Consider the following 18,043-nt stretch of genomic DNA (forward strand, 5'->3'; position numbering starts at 1 on the left):
AGAAAATCGAAACCCCTGAGGTCCTGCCTCAGGGGTTTCTTTTTTTGCCGGAGGTTGACCGGCTTTCTGACACAATCCCTGCTATACGATACCGTCCAGACTGATTAGCTATCCCGACCGCACGGCACATGACGCACAGAGCATATTTAGGGGGAATGACCAGTGTGGCCGTTTGGGCGCTCGCCTGGGTGGCGGGTGTGCCTGTCATGGCGCAGACGCCTCCGGCAGAACAGCAAGAAACGGGTGAAGCGACGGTCAAGGACAAGGCCTGTGAAAGCGCCGAAGACGGCGCCGAACCGGCAGACGAACACACGGAAGCCGAAGCGTGCGAGCCGGCGGACGAAGAGGGCGAACCCGTCGTCGTCAACGGCAAGCGCGCGCTCAACCGCATCGACCGCCAGGTCTATGATGTCACCAAGGACCCTGATAACGCCACCGGATCGACGGCCGATGCGCTCGAGAAGGTCCCTGGTGTCAACGTCACGCCGTCGGGTGACGTGACCCTGCATGGCAATTCGGTCGAGATACTGGTGAATGGCAAGCCATCGCCTCTGTTCTCCGGCGACAATCGCGGGGCGGCCCTGAAAGCCATGCCTGCGGGGACGGTGTCATCGATCGAGGTCATGTCCAATCCCGGTGCGCAGTACGGTTCGTCGAGCGCCGGCGGCATCATCAATATCGTGACCAAAAAGGCTGCGCCGCCAGGCATGTTTGCCGACGTGAACGGTCAGATCGCATCGACGGGCAGCTACAGTACCGGTGGCTTCCTGCAGTATAATCGCGGACAATTTACCACCATCGCGTCGCTGAACGCATCGGAAAATCGCAATCGCTCACGCAACCGGTCGTCGCAGGCCGAACTGGACGATAATGGCCAGACACTGCGGTCGACGGACAATACCGGCGTCACGGAATCGCGCAGCCGATCGATCTTCGGCAACGCCACCGTCGACTACGATGCCGGATCGTTCGACACCGTTACCGGCCTTGTCAATGTCATGGCGATGTCGGGAACCTCAAGGAGCCATGGTGAGACGGCGATCCGCAACGCCGCCGGTGTCGTGACGGATCAATATGAAAGCAATGGCGCGTCGGATTTCGACAACCAGGCGACAACGCTTGGTCTCGGCTGGACGCGCATCGGCAAGACTCTCGGTGAAACGCTGAAGCTTGATGCCAGGGTGACGCGTGAGACGACGCAGTCCAACGGCGATTTTCTGACGGATTATTCGCTGTCGAGCATTCTTGGCAGCGGCAGCCAGCGTCGTCAGCCAAGCGGGACCAAAACCGAGGCCACCAAGTTTACCTTGAGCGCCGACTATGACGGCTACATCGGCGACGATCAGATATCAGCCGGGGCCCAGGTCGACCACGACGACACCACCCAGGACAGCCAGATATTCAGTCTCTCGGCGCCGGGCGTTACCGTCATGATGGCCAATCCTTTGTTGACCAACCGCTTTGATTACCGCCAGACGATCAGCGCCGCCTATGTCACCTATCAAAAGGCATTAGGCGACCATTGGGTCGTGCTGGGCGGTCTCCGGGCTGAGGCGCTCGACTATGAAAGCCCGGACACCGCGGGTGGCGCGCCGGTCAAAATCGCCCATACCAACGTCAATCCCAGCCTCTTCGCGACCTATGTCATTTCCGACCTCAGCAAGATCCGGCTGAACTATTCGCGCCGGCTGCAGAGACCGACGCCGTACGACCTCAACCCGTCGCTAACCTACGTCAATGCGCAGTTGGTGCGGGTCGGGGCGCCGGCGCTCAAGCCCCAGGACATCACATCCCTCGAGGCATCCTACGAGTACGTGAAGATGGCGACCAGCTATTCAGTGCGGCTTTACAGTCTCGACAATGACCGGATGATCAATCCGGTGACCGAGATTATCCCCGACCCGCAGGGTGCCGGCAACCAGGTCGTCCTGGTGTCGCGACGCAATGCCGGATCGAGCCGTCAGACCGGCATACAGTTGACCTACGCAAATAGCCTGGGTGAGAATTGGTTCGTAAACGCCAATCTCGATGTCTACGCTACGGACATGCAGGTGCCGGATGTGCCGGGCCGGCGGTCCATGGTCACGTCCAGCGGCCAGTTCGGCGTCAGTTACTCGCTGGCGAAAAGTACACTCTCGCTGAATGGCTATTTTACTGGTCGGCAGTTAACCGGCGATGGGTACACCTCGGGTTTCAGCGGAGGAACGCTGGCCTGGTACCGCGACCTGACGCGGGACGTAACCCTGTCGTTGGCGGTCAACGATCTGTTCAAACCCAGCGAGACCTTGGTCGTGCGTGATATCGGCCCTGTTCGAAGCACAGGCGCGTCAAGCGAACGGGCGCCGACCTTCGAAATCCGGCTCAGCCGGCGGTTCGCGTCGGGCAGCTTCGCGCCGCCGAAGCCGGATAGTACGCAGCCCTGACCGCCGCAAATTGCATATCGAAAGCTTATCCCGGCTGTGATTAGCGTACGGACCGTGATCCGGGGATTATCAGTATGCAGAACGCGCCTGTGTTTTATACGCCCGCTGTCGAAGTGCCGCAGCCGGACGAGGCGGAAACGATCGCCGACCTGGCCGCCATCCATATCAAGAGCATGCGGCGGGCGGCGGACGATCCCAACGATCTTCAGCGCGCTCAGCACAGCAAGAGCCACGGCCTGCTGATCGGGCGGCTGGAAGTGCTGGACGATCTCGATGAGACGCTGGCGCAGGGCGTGTTCGCCCATCCCGAGGTCTACGATGCGGTCGTCCGGTTATCGACCGTGCCCGGTGAAATCCTGCCTGATGCGTTTGGCACGCCGCGCGGCTTTGCCATTAAACTGATCGGTGTCGATGGCGAGCGTCTGCCGGGTTCGGAAGGCGCCATGACCCAGGATTTCATCATGGTGAATATGCCGGCCTTCGCCGCGCCCAGCCTCAGGGCAATGATCCCGCCGATGAAGGGACTGGCGGCAATCAGCGGCCGGATGGAAGGCTTGAAAATGGCGACCGCGGCCGTAGCGCGCGCGACCGAAGCCTTTATCGAGGGGGCAGGGGGCGATGCACCCGGCTGGCGCGGCATCGGCGGTGAGCAGCCACGCCACCCTTTGGGCGAGACCTATTACAGCCAGGTGCCGATCCTTTTCGGGCCCTATATGGCCAAGTTGTCTTTGGTGCCCAGTTCCAGCAACCTGACACGCCTGACTGGCAAACGGATCGATACCGACAGCGATAAGCTTGCGCTTCGCAAGCTGATGAATGCGCATTTCGAAATGCAAGGCGGCGAGTGGGACCTGCGCGTCCAGCTGTGCACCGATCTCGAAACCATGCCGGTCGAAGACAGCACGCGGGCGTGGTCCGAAGAGGACAGTCCCTGGCAGACCGTGGCGCGCCTGAGCCTTGCGCCGCAAACCGCGTGGAGTGAGGAGCGTGCGCGCGTCATCGACGACGGCATGTCGTTCAACCCGTGGCATGGTATCGCCGTGCACCGTCCGCTCGGTTGGGTGCAGCGCGCCCGCAAACCGGTCTACGAAGCATCGGTACGCATGCGCGGCCAGAGCCACGGCCTGAGCATTACCGAACCTGACAGTGTGGAATTTCTGTTTGCCGACGAGCCGCTGGAGGCGGAGGTCTTCTATCCGTAAACCGCCGCTTGACGCGAAGTCACCCATAGGTTACATGTAACCTTAGGGTGACTTTGGGGAGACGGGAATGGATAGTGAGCGGTTAATGCGGCGAGCGGAAACGCACGTCGCGCTGCGTAAAGGGTTTATGGTCGTCAATGCGGTGGCTTATATCGGTTGGATGACGTCGCTGGCCTTGCCCGGAACAGATCTTTTGACAGCTGCAGAATGGGAAATGGTGCGAAATATTTCGCGCTATGTCTGGCTTCTCAGCCTCGTGGTGATCTGTACGCAATTTGGCATGCTGAAGCGCAATCGCGATCTTGCAGTGCTGGTCGACGACGAGCGCTCCAGCGAGAAAACGGCACTGGCTTTCAAAGGCGGGTACTGGGTACTGCTGGTGGCTGTGGCCGTCCTGTATTTAGCGAGCCTGCTTACGCCTGCCATGGACATGCGCACCTTTATGCCGCTGCTGCTGGCTGCAGGCGTGTCAGCCCCGACCTTCGCCGTCATTTTCTTCGGCAAAGACTGACCGTGGCGGACAGGCTCAGAAACCGCATTAAAGATTACCGCACCGCGCACAACCTGACCCAGGCTGATCTGGCCGTCATGGCTCAGGTATCGCGCAAGACAATCAACACCATCGAAAACGAGGTTTTCGTGCCGTCGACGACGCTGGCGCTCAGATTGGCGCAGGTGCTGGGCGCGCGCGTCGAGGACCTCTTCTATCTGGAGGCATTATGAAATCCCCGTACGGCAATCCGTGGAAGCGTAAGATCTACGCCAATCCCTACGCCAACCCTAAGCGCGAAGCCGCCAAGGCCGAAGCCAAAAAGCGCGCGCAGTCGCTGATGATGAATGTCGCGATCTGGGGTTCTGTGCCGGCGACGATTGTCATGATCGCCGCCGCGCTCAGCATAAGATAATCAGACTGCTTGCCCGGCGGCCCAGCCTGACGACCATGCCCATTGGAAATTGTAGCCGCCAAGCCAGCCGGTGACGTCGACGCACTCGCCGATGAAATAGAGGCCCGGATGCAGGCGGCTTTCCATGGTCTGCGACGACAGGCCGTCGGTGTCGATGCCGCCGGCCGTCACTTCGGCCGTGCGGTAGCCTTCGGTACCCATCGGCACAAGTGTCCATTTGTTTATGGCTTTGGACAGCAGGTCGAGGCTTGCGTTTGGCAAGTCGCCAACATTGCTTTCGCCGCGCAAGTTGTTGAGTTCCAACAGCCGATCGCTTAACCGCCTTGGCAAAAGCTCGGCCAAGGCATTACCCAGTTGCTGCTTGCCGCGCGACTGCTTGCGTTCCAAAAGCCAGTCCATCACCCTGACGCGGGGCAGCAGGTCGATTTCGAGCGGCTCGCCCGTACGCCAGTAGCTGGAAATCTGCAAAGCCGCCGGACCGGACAGGCCGCGGTGAGTGACCAGAAAGCCGTCGGTAAATTGCGTCTTGCCCGCGGTCATCTTGGCGTCGAGCGCGACGCCCGCAAGCCCGTTCAGGTCATCCAGCTTGTCGGGGCCAAGCGTGAACGGCACGAGCGCAGGCCGTGTCTCGACGATCGTGTGACCGAACTGCCGTGCCAGTTCGTAGGCAAAACCGGTCGCGCCCATCTTGGGGATGGACAGGCCGCCCGTCGCAACGACGAGTTTTTCGCAGGCGAGGGGGCCGCCGGACGTCTCGACGATAAAGCCGTTGTCGCGCGATTCGACGTGCCGTATCTCGGTCTTCAGCCACAACTGGCCTTTGGCCGATTTCAGATCGTCGAGCAGCATGTCGATAATGTCGAGCGCTGAGTCCTCGCAGAACAACTGCCCTTCGGTCTTTTCGTAATAGGGAATGCCGCGTTCGATTACCCGCCCGACGAAGTCCCACGGCGTAAAGCGCTTGAGCGCCGAAATACAGAAGTGCGGGTTTTGCGAGATGAAATTCTTCGCCGTCGTCTTCAGGTGCGTGAAATTGCACTTGCCGCCGCCGGAGATGCGGATTTTCTCGGCGGGCTTTGCAGCATGGTCGAGCACCACGACCTTGCGGCCGCGTCGCGCGGCTTCGATGGCGCACATCAACCCCGCCGCACCGGCACCCAATACTATAACGTCGAAACTGCGCAAACGCCCTCACAAATAATTGCCGCAGCTTACCTTACGGCTATCTTGCGGCGCGCCAGATTTGGCTTAAGGTCGCCACCTCTAAACCATAAGGAGTCGCAGGGCCATGTCCGATCTGGAAACCATCACCGCGAAAATCGTCGAAAAGCTGGGTACGGAATCCGGCCTGGGCAAGATCGTGAAGCTCGACTTCGGCGGCGACGGCAAGATACTGATCAATGGCGCTGCTATCCCGAACACCGTCACCAACGAAGATGGCGACGCCGACGCGACCATCCAGATCAATATCGACGATTTCAAGAGCATCGCTTCGGGCGCGCTCGATCCGATGATGGCCTTCATGACCGGCAAGATGAAGATCCAGGGCGATATGGGCATCGCCCAGCGCCTGGCGCCGCTCCTCAAAGGCTAACCACCAGGGTCCGAAGGACCCTGGACCCGGAATCGTGACGTCACGCGATGAAGGGCCTCAGGCTAATCAACCGGGACCTGATTTGTTGGGTTGCGATGAACCAACGACGCGGTCGCCGACATAGGGGTTGCCGCGTCGCTCTTCATTGAAGCTCGACATCGGGCCGTGCCCCGGCACGAAGCGCACGTCGCCCAGCGGCCACAGCTTCTGCGTGATGGCGTTGATCAGGTCGGCATGGTTGCCGCGTGGAAAGTCGGTGCGGCCGATCGAGCCGGCGAACAACACGTCACCGACCTGGGCGAACTGGCTTTCCGGGTGATGGAAGACGACGTGCCCTGGTGTGTGCCCCGGGCAGTGGATGACGTTCCAGGTCGTCTCGCCCAAGGTCACCGTGTCACCGTCTTCGAGCCAGCGGTCGGGAACGAAGCTTTGCGCGTCATAGATGCCCCAGCGTTTGGCGTCTTCGGGGATGCGCTCGATCCAGAATTCATCGTCGCGATGCGGACCTTCGACAGGACACCCCGTCAGTTCGCGTAACGCTTGCGTCCCGCCAGCGTGGTCGGCGTGGCCGTGCGTCACCCAGATCTTTTCCAGGGTCAGCCCGCGCCGTTTCAGTTCCTCGACGATCGGCTCGATATCGCCACCCGGATCGATGATCGCGGCCTTGTTGGTCTTGGTGCACCACACGACCGTGCAATTCTGCTGAAGCGGTGTCACCGGCGCGATAAGGACGCCGACGGGAGAGGGGGAAGCGGTCATGGAAATCACCAGAAAGCGAATGGCACCTGTATGGCCGGGTCGCTCAGCCAAATCAATTTAAATGGTACGACCCTGGCCATTTCGCCATTGCGAAGGGATCGTTTTTATCCATATTGCTGCAAATGCGCGCCGTCGATTTCTGGAAAATTCCATAAATTAGAATATTTTGCCCGTATCTTTTCATGTTTCGTAAAATTGTTGCGAAACCAACTTTAGCGTTATAGTCTCGTTTATCAAACCGGCGCCCGGGGGCGTTCAGGTAGCATATTTCCAAGGGTGATTGATGAACTGGCGCGTAAAGTCACTTGACGCGATCCTGGCCACGGCCGAGAAAAAATCGCTGCACCGCTCTCTGGGTGCCTTCCAACTGACCATGCTGGGCATTGGTGCCATCATCGGTACCGGTATCTTCGTCCTGACCGCCGCGGCCGCGCAAAAGGCCGGACCGGGCATGATGTTCTCCTTCATCGTCGCCGGTTTTGTCTGCGCCGTCGCCGCCCTGTGTTACTCCGAACTGGCCTCGATGGTGCCGGTATCGGGCTCGGCCTACACCTATACCTACGCCGTCATGGGCGAACTGCTGGCCTGGATGGTCGGCTGGGCGCTGGTCCTGGAATACGCCGTCGCCGCCTCCGCCGTCTGCGTGGGCTGGTCGGGCTATGTCATGGGGCAGATACGGGAGTATACAGGCTTCGTACTGCCTGAGCTATTGGCGAACGGGCCGGTATGGGGCATGAACGGCTTTATGCCCACCGTCGATTTCAGCCACGGTTTCGTCAACCTGCCGGCCATCATCGTTGCTGGCGCCGTCACCTGGCTGTTGGTCATGGGCACGACAGAAAGCGCCACGGTCAATGCCGGGCTGGTCGTCGTGAAGATCGTTGCGCTGACGGCCTTCATCGTCATCAGCCTGCCGCTCATCAAGGGCGAAAACTTCACGCCTCTGATGCCGAACGGCCTTTTCGGTCACGATGGCCTGGGGGTTATCGGCGCGGCTGCATCGATCTTCTTCGCCTATGTCGGCTTCGACGCCGTGTCGACCGCCGCCGAAGAAACCAAGAACCCGCAACGGAACGTCCCGATCGGCCTGATCGCTTCGCTCGGCATCTGCACCATCTTCTACCTGTTGGTCGCAGCCGGCGTGGTCGGCACGGTCGGTGCCCAGCCGATCAGCGACGCTGCCGGCAATGTCCTGTCGCCGGACAGCGCAGCCTTTACGCTGCATTGTAAGGCACTGGCCGACGCCGGCACCGCGCCGATTGTCTGTTCGAAGGAAGCCCTTGCCGAAGTCCTGCGCGTCATGAAGTTCGACCTGATCAGCAAGCTGGTCGGCACTGCCGCCTCGATCGCCCTGCCGTCGGTCATCCTGATGATGATCTATGGCCAGACGCGTATCTTCTTCGTTATGGCCCGCGATGGTCTGCTGCCTGAAAAACTGGCCGACGTTCACCCCAAGTGGAAAACGCCTTGGAAGATGACCATCTTCACCGGCATCTGTGTTGCCGTTGCTGGCGCCTTCTTCCCGGTCGGCCAACTGGCGGATGTGTCCAACTCCGGCACACTGTTCGCCTTCTTCATGGTCGCTATCGCCATCATGGTCCTGCGCGTTAAGGACCCGAAGCGCCACCGTCCGTTCAAGACGCCGCTGGTGTGGATCATTGCGCCGCTGGCCGCCCTGGGCTGCCTTGGTCTCTATTTCAACCTGCCGCTGGTCGCCAAGCTGGTCCTGCCGATCTGGGGCGCCGTCGGCCTGGTCATCTACTTTGGCTACAGCCGCAGCCACAGCCATGTCGGCCGGGGCCTGATTGAGGTCCACGAAGACGACAAGGATATCCCACCGCCACCAGGCACGACCTGAGACGGCAGCCATTGAGAATAAGGGCGTCCGGGCTACCGGGCGCCTTTTTCTTTTGCCTTTCGTCTGTTACGGAGCAGTCATGCTTCCCGTCGAAGAGATATTCGCGCCTCTCAAGGCGTGGCTGGCAAACAATGCCACCGCCCTGATCATCGCCCCACCCGGCGCAGGCAAGACCACGGGTGTGCCCCTGGCACTGCTGGACGAGCCATGGCTGGCTGGCCAGAAAATCATCCTGCTCGAGCCCCGCAGGCTGGCGGCACGCGCCGCGGCGGCGCGCATGGCCGAAACCCTGGGCGAAGCGGTCGGCCAGACGGTCGGCTTCCGGGTGCGCGGCGAGACGAAGGTCAGCGGCAAGACTCGCATCGAAGTCGTCACCGAAGGCATATTTTCAAGATTGATCCTCGATGATCCGTCGCTTGACGGCATCGGCTGCGTAATCTTCGATGAGTTCCACGAACGCAGCCTCGATGCCGATCTGGGCCTGGCCTTTGCCCGCGATGCGCAAGGCGTCCTGCGCGAAGATCTGCGGCTGCTGGTCATGTCGGCGACACTCGACGGCGAGCGCGTGCTGGGCCTGTTGCCGGACGCTAAAGGCTTTACGTCGCTGGGCCGGACCTTCCCGATCACCACCCATTATCTCGGTCGTGACCAGGCCCTGCCCATGGAAACGGACATGGCGCGGCATATCGTGAGGTTGTCCGGCAAGTTGTCGCCGGAAGCCGCTGAAACCCTGCTGGTTTTTCTGCCGGGACAGGGCGAGATTCACCGCGTCGCCCAACGTGCCGAGGAACGGGGCCTGCCGGCACACATTGAATTGCACAAGCTCTACGGCGCCATGGATTTCCGCGATCAGGCGCGTGTGCTGGCGAAGAATACGCCGGGCCGTCCCAAGATCGTGCTGGCCACCGCCATTGCCGAAACCTCGCTGACGCTCGACAAGGTGGCCATGGTCGTCGACTGCGGCCTGTCGCGGCTGGGGCGCTTCGACCCAGCGCGAGGCGTCACCGCCTTTGTTACCGAACGGTCGTCGCGCGCTTCCGCCGACCAGAGGCGTGGTCGCGCCGGCCGGACGCAGAAAGGCGACGCATATAGGCTGTGGGACGCCGAACAGGATCGATCATTGATTCCATTCGCCCGGCCGGAAATTCTCGAGACTGACCTGTCGCAACTGGCCCTGTCCTTGCGGCTGTGGGGGGCCAAATCGACCGAAGGCCTGGCCTTGCTCGATCACCCGCCCAAGGCCGCTATGGACGAAGCTGTAAAGCTTCTCCAGGCGCTGGGCGCTCTGGATGCCAATGGCGACCTGACGGCGCACGGCCGGCTGATGGCGCAGTTGCCGATGGCGCCGCGGTTGGCGCACATGCTGCTGAAGGCCGCCGAGGCCGGTGCGGCGGCACAAGGGGCGCAACTGGCGGTACTGCTGTCGGAAAACGGCGTCGGCGGTAAGGCGACCGATCTCGACCTGCGCCTTGAGGCCTTGGGGCGCGACCGGACGCCCAAGGTCACGCAGGCCCGCAATCTGGCCGACAACTGGACTCGGCAAGCGTCGGCGCTCGTCAAATCGTCAACCAGGGCTGGCGGAAAGACCCTGTCGCACCATCTGCTGGCCGAATGCTTCCCGGAACGCATCGCGCGGGCACGCGGCAAACCGGGCGAGTTTCTGATGGCGAACGGCCGTGGCGCCTATGTCGATGAACACGATCCCCTCACCAAGGCCGAATTCCTGGCGGTCGGGGATCTCGGCGGTGGCTCTAACCGCGACCGTATCCTGCTGGGCGCGGCCCTGACCGAGGCCGAGGTCCTGACACTGTTCAATGATCGCGTAAGCAAAGGCCCGGTGCTGGAAAAGAGCAATGGCCGCTTCCGGGCGTTCGAGCAGGTGCGGCTCGGCGCCATAGTCTTGTCGTCGAAGCCCATGGCGCAGATTCCGGCCGAGCTTCTCCTTCATGCGGAAGCCGAAGAAATCAAGCAAAAGGGTCTGAAAGCACTGAAATTTTCGGAAGGATCGGAGGGCTTGCGCGAACGCGTCGCCTTTCTCCGCCGCCAGGACGATACCTGGCCCGACATGGGCGACGACGCACTTTTGTCAACGCTTGAGAGCTGGCTTGGACCCTATGCTGCTGGCAAGTCGATGTTGTCCTTGAGCGCGCATTACACCTATCAGGCCTTGCTGAATATCCTGACCTACGATCAGCAAAAGGCCTTGGACAAGCTGGCGCCGGAGACGCTGCGCATGCCCACGGGATCGAACATTCGCATCGATTACGGCGCAGAAGGTGGGCCGCGCGTCGATGTCCGCGTCCAGGAGCTTTACGGCACCACCATCCACCCGACGCTTGGCCCCAACCGTATCCCGGTGACCTTGTCCCTAACGTCGCCCGCACACCGGCCGATCCAGATCACCAAGGATCTGCCAGCCTTTTGGGATGGCTCGTGGTCGGAGGTGCGCAGCGAGATGAAGGGCCGTTATCCGCGTCACGTCTGGCCCGAGAACCCGCGCGAAGCCGATCCAACCACGCGCGCGAAGCCCCGTGGTACCTAAGCGCCGAACATAATTGCATCCATATTTGTCTTTGAGCGTATAATTTGCAGAGACTCACCTGGAGGCGCCGTGCTTACCGTTCATCACCTGGAAAACTCACGCTCACAGCGTGTTCTGTGGCTGCTCGAAGAGCTGCGCGTGACCTATGACGTCAAGCACTACAAGCGCGACGCCAACTATCTGGCGCCGACCGAGCTGAAGAAAATCCATCCGCTGGGCAAGGCGCCGGTCATTGTCACGGACGACGGCGAAGTCGTCGCCGAAACTGGCGCAATCATGGACTACATCCTGCATACCTACGACGGTACAGGTTTGATACCGCAGCCGAAGACACGCGCGCGCAATGCCTTCACCTACTGGATGTTCTATGCCGAAGGCTCAGCCATGCAGCCCCTGCTGCTGAAGCTGGTGGTCGATCGCATCCGTACCAAGACGCCGCTTCTGGCGCGGCCGATTGCGTCGCGGATCGCCGAGAAGATAGAGGATCTGATGGTGCGGCCGAACCTGAATGCCAATATTGATTTTTGGGAAAAGACGCTCACCGATCATGAGTGGTTTGCGGGAGATGAATTCACCGCCGCCGACATCATGATGAGCTTTCCGGTCGAGGCGGCAGCTGCGCGCGCCGGCGCCGGAGACAGACCGCACGTCCGAGCCTGGCTGGATCGCATTCACGCCCGTCCGGCGTACGGACGAGCGCTGGAACGCGGCGGGCCTTACGCCTACGCATAAGGCGAGTACGGCAAGACCTTAGACCAGCACGCAGGCCGACATGGTCGAAGCGAGCAAGCCGAGGGCGATAGTGGTAAGCAGACGTTTCATGTGCGCTATCCTATTATTTCAAGGTGAAGTTTGGCCAGCTTGAGGTAAGCAGGCAATGTTGATTGGGGGCGTTTCGCCTAACCAGTTTGGTAGCAGGCGTCCTTCTGGCGTCAGCCAAGGATGATACAGCCTGACAGGCTAGCGGCCACAAGGCCCAGGACAACGATCTTGAGTACGAGGGATTTCATTTCAGGAACTCTCTTTTGGTTATGTGCGTGTATTTTCGGCGGCTTTTCAGGTTGCCGTCTTTTCGACTTCTTCAGCGGGCTTCTCATCGTGATGCTGATGATCGTCGTCTGATTTGTGATGATGGAAGCTACCGTCCTTGCCGTCAAGGACGACGACGCAGCCCGAGAGCGACGTCATAAGCGCTGCGGCGATAGCCAGTCTGGCCAGTTTCGAAATCATGTTTGCCCCTTTGGATAGCGTGAACGGTTTCAGCCTATGGCCGCCACTATGAATGCAAAATGAACCCGGGCGACCTTAATTCTTTTTAATTTAAGGGGTTACGGCGTCCGTTTCCTTTGCCCATCGGCTGGCCAGCGGTGTACAGATCAAAAGCTGCAGCGGGTGATAGATCATGATGGGGAGCAGGATCAGGCCCAGGCCGGGGTGACCGGCAAACAAGAGGTGCGCCATCGGGATGCCGGCCGCCAGCCCCTTCTTGGTGCCGCAGAAGACGACGGCGGAGCGCGCGGCGGGATCGACATTGCCGCGATCGCACAGTTTCCACAGCGTGAACAGCACCAGGAAGAACAGGCCCAGCGTCGCTGCGACCGTCAGGGACAGGATGGACGAGGACGTGCTGCCCCAAACGTTCTTGGCGAAGGAGTCGCAGAAGGATGTGTAGACCAGAAGCAGGATCGAGCCGCGATCGGCGACCTGCGCCCACGTCTTGTTAGCGGTCAACCATGTACCGATCAGTGGGCGTGCCAGTTGTCCGGCGATCAGAGGCACGATTATCCACAGGGTGAGGTCAAAGAAAACACCAACGATATCTAAGCTTTGTCCCGATGTCTGAAGCATCAGGCTCATCCATAGCGGCGTGATGAAGATGCCGATTGGGCTTGAGATGGCTGCATTGAAGATGGCGACTGGCACGTTGCCGCGCGCCGCCGCCGTCATGGCGACCGACGACGAAATGGTCGAGGGCAGGGCGCACAGGTAAAATAGCCCTATCCTGAGATCCGGGCTGATCCAGCGCCCGGCCAGCAGCAGGAACAGGCCACCGATCAGCGGGAAGAGCAGGAAGGTCGTCGACTGGATGATCAGGTGGAGGCGCCAGCGCATAACGCCGCCCTTGAGCGCGGCAAACGACAGCAGGGCGCCGTTGAGAAAGAAGACGACCGCGATCGCCGCCTTGGTTAGGATTTCCGGATGGAGCGCGCCACCTTCGGCGCCCGGACCAGGGAAAAGCCAGGCCAGTAGGATGGCCAGACCCATGCCGGTCAGGAAGAGGTCGGGCTTGAAACGCCCTAGGTTCACAGGCCGCACGCCGCGTAGATCATGATGCCGGTAGCGACCGACAGGTTCAGGCTGTCGGCGCGGCCGCGCATCGGAATCTTGACATTGGTGTCGCAGGTGGCGGCGATGTCGGGCGTCAGGCCCGACTGTTCCGTGCCCATGACGATCAGGGTCGGCCGTTGATAGGGGGCGCTGCGGTGATCGTATTTGGCGGTCAAAAGCGTGCCGACGACGGAGCCCGTCCAGCGGCCGCGATCGGCCAGGAATTCTTCGCGCGTACATTTGACGATCGGCAGGGCAAAGACCGAGCCCATGGTGGCGCGCACGGTTTCGACCGAGAAAGGATCGACGCAGTCGCCGATCAGGATGACGCCGCCAATGCCGGCTGCGTCGGCCGTGCGGATGATCGTTCCCAGATTGCCGGGGTCGCGCACCTGCTCAAGCGCCACCCAGACGTCATTGCTGTCGGGATCGATATCGGAAAGTGTCGCGACACGCTGGGCGAAGACGGCGACGACCATCTGCGGGTTATCCTTGCGCGAAATCTTTTCGAGAATTTCGCGGGTGACCTCGAGGACTTCGCCGCCGGCCTTCAGCGTCTCCTCGATGGCCCGCTTTTGTAGGGGATGCGGATCGGAGTGGTTGCCGTAGACCAGGATCAGCGGCGTGATGCCTTGATCCAAAGCATCGATGATGATCTTCAGACCTTCGGACAGGAAGTGGCCGGTGGCTTCGCGTTCCTTGCGCATATGCAGGGCGCGGATGTCCTTGACCGTCTGGTTGGTCAGCGAGGTGATCTGTTTGATCATCGCTGCCACCGCGCAAAGAAGGACAGGCCGATTTCGCGCGGCTGGATGGCCGACGGCTTGATGCCCTTGGGCGGTTTCGCGTCCTCGATCAGGGTCAGCTCGCCGTGATCGACCGTACCGCCGCGTGAAGGACCGACTGCTTCGGCCAGAAGATGCGCCAGGGCCGGGCCCGAGACGCGCGCGGCATAGGCGTTGAGCAGCAGGAAGGCCGCGTCGTCCGACAGCAACTGCGCGCAGAGATGGATCATCTCCGGCAGGTCTTCGAACAGGCGCCAGACTTCGCCTGTGGGCCCGCGCCCGTACTTCGGCGGGTCTAGGATGATGGCTTCGTATTTCGAGCCGCGCTTGACTTCGCGCTGGACGTATTTTCGGGCGTCCTCGCAGATCCAGCGTACGGGCGCGTCAGCCATTCCCGACAGGAGCGCATTGTCGCGCGCCCAGCCGATGGCCTTTTTCGAGGCGTCGACGTGGGTGACTTTTGCGCCTGCTGCGGCCGCTGCCAGGCTGGCGACGCCGGTATAACCGAAGAGGTTCAAAACCCGTGCGCCGGGACGGGCCTTCAGTGCGGCCGATTGCCATTCCCAATTGGCGGCCTGCTCCGGGAAGAAAGCGAGGTGGCGGAAACTGGTGAAGCGGCCATAGAAGCGGACGTCGCGCCACGACAGCGCCCACTGTTCAGCGGGCTTGCGGTTAAAGGCCCATCGGCCTTCGTCTTCGTCGCCGGCGGGGTCGAAGGTCGCATCGACGCGGTCCCACAACTCGGGGTATTTCGGCGCCCACCAGCATTGTGGCTCTGGGCGCACGACCAGATAGTCGCCGTAGCGTTCCAGCTTCTTGCCGTCGCCGGAATCGATGAGCGCGTAGTCTGCCCAGGCGCGGGTGCGCAAGGTGGTGGCGGTGTCGGTGATAATCATGGCTTGGGAATAGTCGCCCGCCGCGCCGTCGTAAAGTCTTTATCGCCATCGGGCACGCGACTTGCTTGTTACATCTGTCAAAGTGTAGACGGGGCGAAAGCGCGTCCGGTTTAATGGAAATGGAAGCTTTCTCCTGTCTCTTTCCGGGATGGGATTGACAGGGGAATCGGATCCGGTGGCGTTAAAGGCCTCGCGATATATGGGCTGGGTGGCTGTGCTGGCGACGTTTTGCACGTCACAGGCTGTGGCCGTGCCGCGCGTCGTGTCGCTTGACATGTGCGCCGACCAGTACGTGCTGGGGTTGGTGCCGCGCGACCAGATCGCCGGCGTATCGATGCGTGCACAACTGCCGGAATCCTTCTATCGCGACCGCGCCAAAGGGCTGCGCCGTGTACCCGCCAAGAGCGAAGCCGTCCTGGCCCTGGCGCCCGATGTCGTGGTGCGGACCTGGGGTGGTGACCGCAAGCTGCTCGACCGTCTCGCCAAAAACGGCATAAAGGTCATAACGATAAATGACTTGCAGAATTTGGATCAGGCGGAAGGTGAGCTTCTGCGCATCGGTGTGGAACTGGGCCAACCCCAGGCTGGGCAGGCCGAGGCACAACGCTTCCACGCCGCCATGGACGCTGTCCGACCGATCGGCCTTGGCCGGACGGCGCTCTACTATACGCCGGGCGGCTATACGGCCGGGCCGGACACCTTCACCGGTGACTTCCTCACGCGGCTTTCCTTCCGGATGGAAAGCCAGACCAAGGGCTTCTACTTCCTGTCGCCCGAGGTTTTGCTGAGCCTCAAGCCCGACGTGTTCGCGCTTGGTTTCTATGACGATGCCTACGCCATGCGCCGCGTGCCCGGGCGGCATCCCCTGGTCCGCAAGGCTATCGAACAGACGCCGCATTTCACTGTGCCAGCCACAGCTATCGCCTGTAGCGCCTGGCACGCCGCCTATGATCTGCAGGCGCTATCCATGACGACGATAAGGTAGAGATATGCATCTGTCGGCACGCACCCTCAGCCTGTCCCTGGCGGCCACAGCCGTGGCGCTGATCGCGCTCCTGCTGCTGTTCGGCGACGTGCCCATGCCGCTGCGGCTATGGATCGACGCCATGACGCGGCCGGAGTCTCTGCCAGGGCAGATCGTCTGGGACATCCGCCTGCCGCGCAATATCACCGCCTTTCTGGTCGGCGCCATGCTGGGGATGAGCGGCGCCCTGATGCAGGGCCTGTTGCGCAACCCGTTGGCGGAGCCCGGCATCCTCGGCGTGTCGTCCGGCGCGGGCCTTGGCGCGTCGCTGGCCATCGTGCTGGGTTTGGGCCTAACGCCGTTTGCGGTCGAAGGCTTTGCGCTTGTGGGTGCGGTGATTATCGCCGTCCTGCTGCTGCTGTTCACGGCGCGTTTTCCGCAGCGCCAATCCCTGATCCTGTTGGGCGTCGGCCTGACCGCCTTGTGCGGCGCGCTGATGGCGTTGGTCTTCAACCTGTCGCCATCGCCTGTGACCACGGCGGAGATCCTCGGCTGGACCATGGGCTCGGTCGAGAACCGCACCTGGGGGGATGCTGGCCTGTGTATCATCGGCCTGGGGCTGGCGAGCCTGTTGAGCTGGAAGCTGGGGCGAGGCCTGCGTTTCCTGACGCTGGGCGACGAGACGGCGCGCTCGATGGGCATCAACATGGCGCGGCTGGGGCAGGTGATCATCCTCGCTGCCGGCATCTTGTCGGGCCTGGCGGTGGCGGTATCGGGCGTCATCGGCTTCGTCGGCCTGGCGGCGCCGCATTTCGTCCGCGCCATGGGTGTCAAGGATCCGTTCCGCCTGATCTGGCCGTCGGCCCTGACCGGCGGCGTCATGGTGCTGATCGCAGACGGACTGGTGCGGCTGGTGCCAGCTTCGGGCGATATTCGGTTGGGGGTGCTGACCTCGCTGGTCGGTGCGCCTCTGTTTGCCGTCATTGCCTGGAAAAGCGCACGCAGCTGGATGCAGGATTAAGCGATGCAGACCTTGAAACTCAATCTGGTGAGCGTGCAACTGGGCGGACGTCTGGTGCTGGACCGTATATCGCTGGGCTTTGCACCGGGGCAGATGCACGCGCTGGCCGGACCGAACGGCGCCGGCAAGTCAACCTTGCTCAAGGCAATGGCTGCGCTTCTGCCGGTAAATACGGGAAACGTCTCGCTGAATGGCGCCGATGTGGCGCGCATGACGCCACCGCGCCGCGCCGACCATATCGCCTACATGCCGCAGGAACGGACCATTGCCTGGGACCTGGCCGCAGTCGATGTCGCTGCACTTGGCGCTTCGCATCTGGCACCCGAAATGGCACGCCAAAGGGCGTATGAGGAACTGACGGCCCTGGGCCTGAAGGATGTCGCCGATCGCGGTGTATTCAGCCTGTCGGGCGGGCAGAGGGCGCGTGTCCTGCTGGCGCGGGTCCTGACAGGACGCGCCGATGTCTACCTGCTCGATGAACCTCTGACGGCGCTCGATCCGGCCTGGCAACGCCACGTCCTGATGCGGCTTCAGCAGAAGGCGGCGGAAGGCGCAACCGTGATCGTCAGTCTGCACGATCTGCCGCTGACGGCACAATTCGCCGACACGGTCGTGTTGCTGAAGGACGGCCATATCGCCGCCAGCGGTCCGCCGGAAAATGTCTTCAACGGCGGGACCTTGCGCGATGTCTTTAATCTGTCAGGCGAGCTGATCCGGCGCGACGGGACCTTGCACCTGCAACTGGCCGCCGCGCCGCTGATATAGC

18 protein-coding genes are annotated in these 18,043 nt (G+C 61.6%); 12 read left to right on the forward strand and 6 right to left on the reverse strand.

Annotation, left to right across the window (positions count from 1 at the left end; all coding sequences use genetic code 11):
- The first annotated feature begins 155 nt into the window (after positions 1–155).
- The 5 genes from AC1DON_RS13250 to AC1DON_RS13270 all read left to right on the forward strand — a co-directional run bounded on the left by AC1DON_RS13250 (position 156) and on the right by AC1DON_RS13270 (position 4,530).
- Positions 156–2,423, forward strand: coding sequence for a TonB-dependent receptor (locus tag AC1DON_RS13250; RefSeq protein ID WP_476935271.1), 2,268 nt, complete (start codon positions 156–158; stop codon positions 2,421–2,423).
- Positions 2,424–2,497: 74 nt separating this feature from the next.
- Complete coding sequence (locus AC1DON_RS13255; protein ID WP_476935272.1) at positions 2,498–3,625, forward strand: catalase family protein; 1,128 nt, start codon at positions 2,498–2,500, stop codon at positions 3,623–3,625.
- A gap of 67 nt (positions 3,626–3,692) precedes the next feature.
- A complete protein-coding gene (locus AC1DON_RS13260) occupies positions 3,693–4,136 on the forward strand; it encodes a hypothetical protein (RefSeq protein WP_476935273.1) in 444 nt (147 codons plus the stop codon).
- Between the two features lie 2 nt (positions 4,137–4,138).
- Positions 4,139–4,348, forward strand: a complete 210-nt coding sequence (locus AC1DON_RS13265; protein ID WP_476935274.1) for a helix-turn-helix transcriptional regulator — start codon at positions 4,139–4,141, stop codon at positions 4,346–4,348.
- Positions 4,345–4,530 carry a hypothetical protein gene (locus AC1DON_RS13270; RefSeq protein WP_476935275.1) on the forward strand — a complete coding sequence of 62 codons (186 nt, stop codon included), beginning with the start codon at positions 4,345–4,347 and terminating at the stop codon, positions 4,528–4,530. Before AC1DON_RS13265 ends, AC1DON_RS13270 begins: the two co-directional genes overlap by 4 nt.
- On the opposite strand, the gene AC1DON_RS13275 is transcribed toward AC1DON_RS13270, so the two are convergent.
- A complete protein-coding gene (locus tag AC1DON_RS13275) occupies positions 4,531–5,715 on the reverse strand; it encodes a BaiN/RdsA family NAD(P)/FAD-dependent oxidoreductase (protein WP_476935276.1) in 1,185 nt (394 codons plus the stop codon).
- Positions 5,716–5,818: 103 nt separating this feature from the next.
- Between AC1DON_RS13275 and AC1DON_RS13280 the strand changes: the two genes are divergently transcribed.
- On the forward strand, positions 5,819–6,124 hold the full coding sequence (locus AC1DON_RS13280; RefSeq protein WP_476935277.1) for an SCP2 sterol-binding domain-containing protein: 306 nt from the start codon (positions 5,819–5,821) through the stop codon (positions 6,122–6,124).
- A 66-nt stretch (positions 6,125–6,190) separates the two neighbouring features.
- Here AC1DON_RS13280 and AC1DON_RS13285 read toward each other — a convergent pair whose 3' ends face one another.
- On the reverse strand, positions 6,191–6,883 hold the full coding sequence (locus AC1DON_RS13285; protein ID WP_476935278.1) for an MBL fold metallo-hydrolase: 693 nt from the start codon (positions 6,881–6,883) through the stop codon (positions 6,191–6,193).
- Between the two features lie 283 nt (positions 6,884–7,166).
- Between AC1DON_RS13285 and AC1DON_RS13290 the strand changes: the two genes are divergently transcribed.
- From AC1DON_RS13290 to AC1DON_RS13300, 3 genes are all read left to right on the forward strand, one after another.
- Positions 7,167–8,741: an amino acid permease gene (locus tag AC1DON_RS13290; RefSeq protein ID WP_476935279.1), complete on the forward strand. Its 1,575-nt coding sequence runs from the start codon at positions 7,167–7,169 to the stop codon at positions 8,739–8,741.
- 79 nt (positions 8,742–8,820) lie between these two features.
- The gene (hrpB, locus tag AC1DON_RS13295; RefSeq protein ID WP_476935280.1) at positions 8,821–11,283 is read left to right on the forward strand and encodes an ATP-dependent helicase HrpB; all 2,463 of its coding nucleotides are present in this window, start codon (positions 8,821–8,823) and stop codon (positions 11,281–11,283) included.
- 69 nt (positions 11,284–11,352) lie between these two features.
- Positions 11,353–12,015 (forward strand): glutathione S-transferase family protein, encoded by a 663-nt coding sequence (locus tag AC1DON_RS13300; RefSeq protein WP_476935281.1) that lies wholly within the window; start codon positions 11,353–11,355, stop codon positions 12,013–12,015.
- Positions 12,016–12,339: 324 nt separating this feature from the next.
- Here the strand turns inward: AC1DON_RS13300 and AC1DON_RS13305 are convergent, their stop codons facing one another.
- From AC1DON_RS13305 to AC1DON_RS13320, 4 genes are all read right to left on the reverse strand, one after another.
- Complete coding sequence (locus AC1DON_RS13305) at positions 12,340–12,513, reverse strand: hypothetical protein (protein ID WP_476935282.1); 174 nt, start codon at positions 12,511–12,513, stop codon at positions 12,340–12,342.
- Between the two features lie 90 nt (positions 12,514–12,603).
- On the reverse strand, positions 12,604–13,590 hold the full coding sequence (locus AC1DON_RS13310; protein WP_476935283.1) for a bile acid:sodium symporter family protein: 987 nt from the start codon (positions 13,588–13,590) through the stop codon (positions 12,604–12,606).
- Complete coding sequence (locus AC1DON_RS13315; protein ID WP_476935284.1) at positions 13,587–14,378, reverse strand: TrmH family RNA methyltransferase; 792 nt, start codon at positions 14,376–14,378, stop codon at positions 13,587–13,589. Before AC1DON_RS13315 ends, AC1DON_RS13310 begins: the two co-directional genes overlap by 4 nt.
- Entirely contained in the window at positions 14,375–15,292 is a 918-nt protein-coding gene (locus AC1DON_RS13320) for a class I SAM-dependent methyltransferase (protein ID WP_476935285.1), read from the reverse strand. Before AC1DON_RS13320 ends, AC1DON_RS13315 begins: the two co-directional genes overlap by 4 nt.
- 154 nt (positions 15,293–15,446) lie before the next feature.
- On the opposite strand from AC1DON_RS13320, the gene AC1DON_RS13325 reads away from it, so the two are divergent.
- The 3 genes from AC1DON_RS13325 to AC1DON_RS13335 are packed head-to-tail and all read left to right on the forward strand — an operon-like array spanning position 15,447 to position 18,042.
- Positions 15,447–16,277 carry an ABC transporter substrate-binding protein gene (locus AC1DON_RS13325; RefSeq protein ID WP_476935286.1) on the forward strand — a complete coding sequence of 277 codons (831 nt, stop codon included), beginning with the start codon at positions 15,447–15,449 and terminating at the stop codon, positions 16,275–16,277.
- Between the two features lie 4 nt (positions 16,278–16,281).
- The gene (locus AC1DON_RS13330) at positions 16,282–17,277 is read left to right on the forward strand and encodes a FecCD family ABC transporter permease (RefSeq protein WP_476935287.1); all 996 of its coding nucleotides are present in this window, start codon (positions 16,282–16,284) and stop codon (positions 17,275–17,277) included.
- Between the two features lie 3 nt (positions 17,278–17,280).
- Positions 17,281–18,042, forward strand: a complete 762-nt coding sequence (locus tag AC1DON_RS13335) for an ABC transporter ATP-binding protein (RefSeq protein WP_476935288.1) — start codon at positions 17,281–17,283, stop codon at positions 18,040–18,042.
- The last annotated feature ends 1 nt before the right edge of the window (position 18,043 follow it).

Source organism: Asticcacaulis sp. P4_H10, from assembly GCF_056400965.1.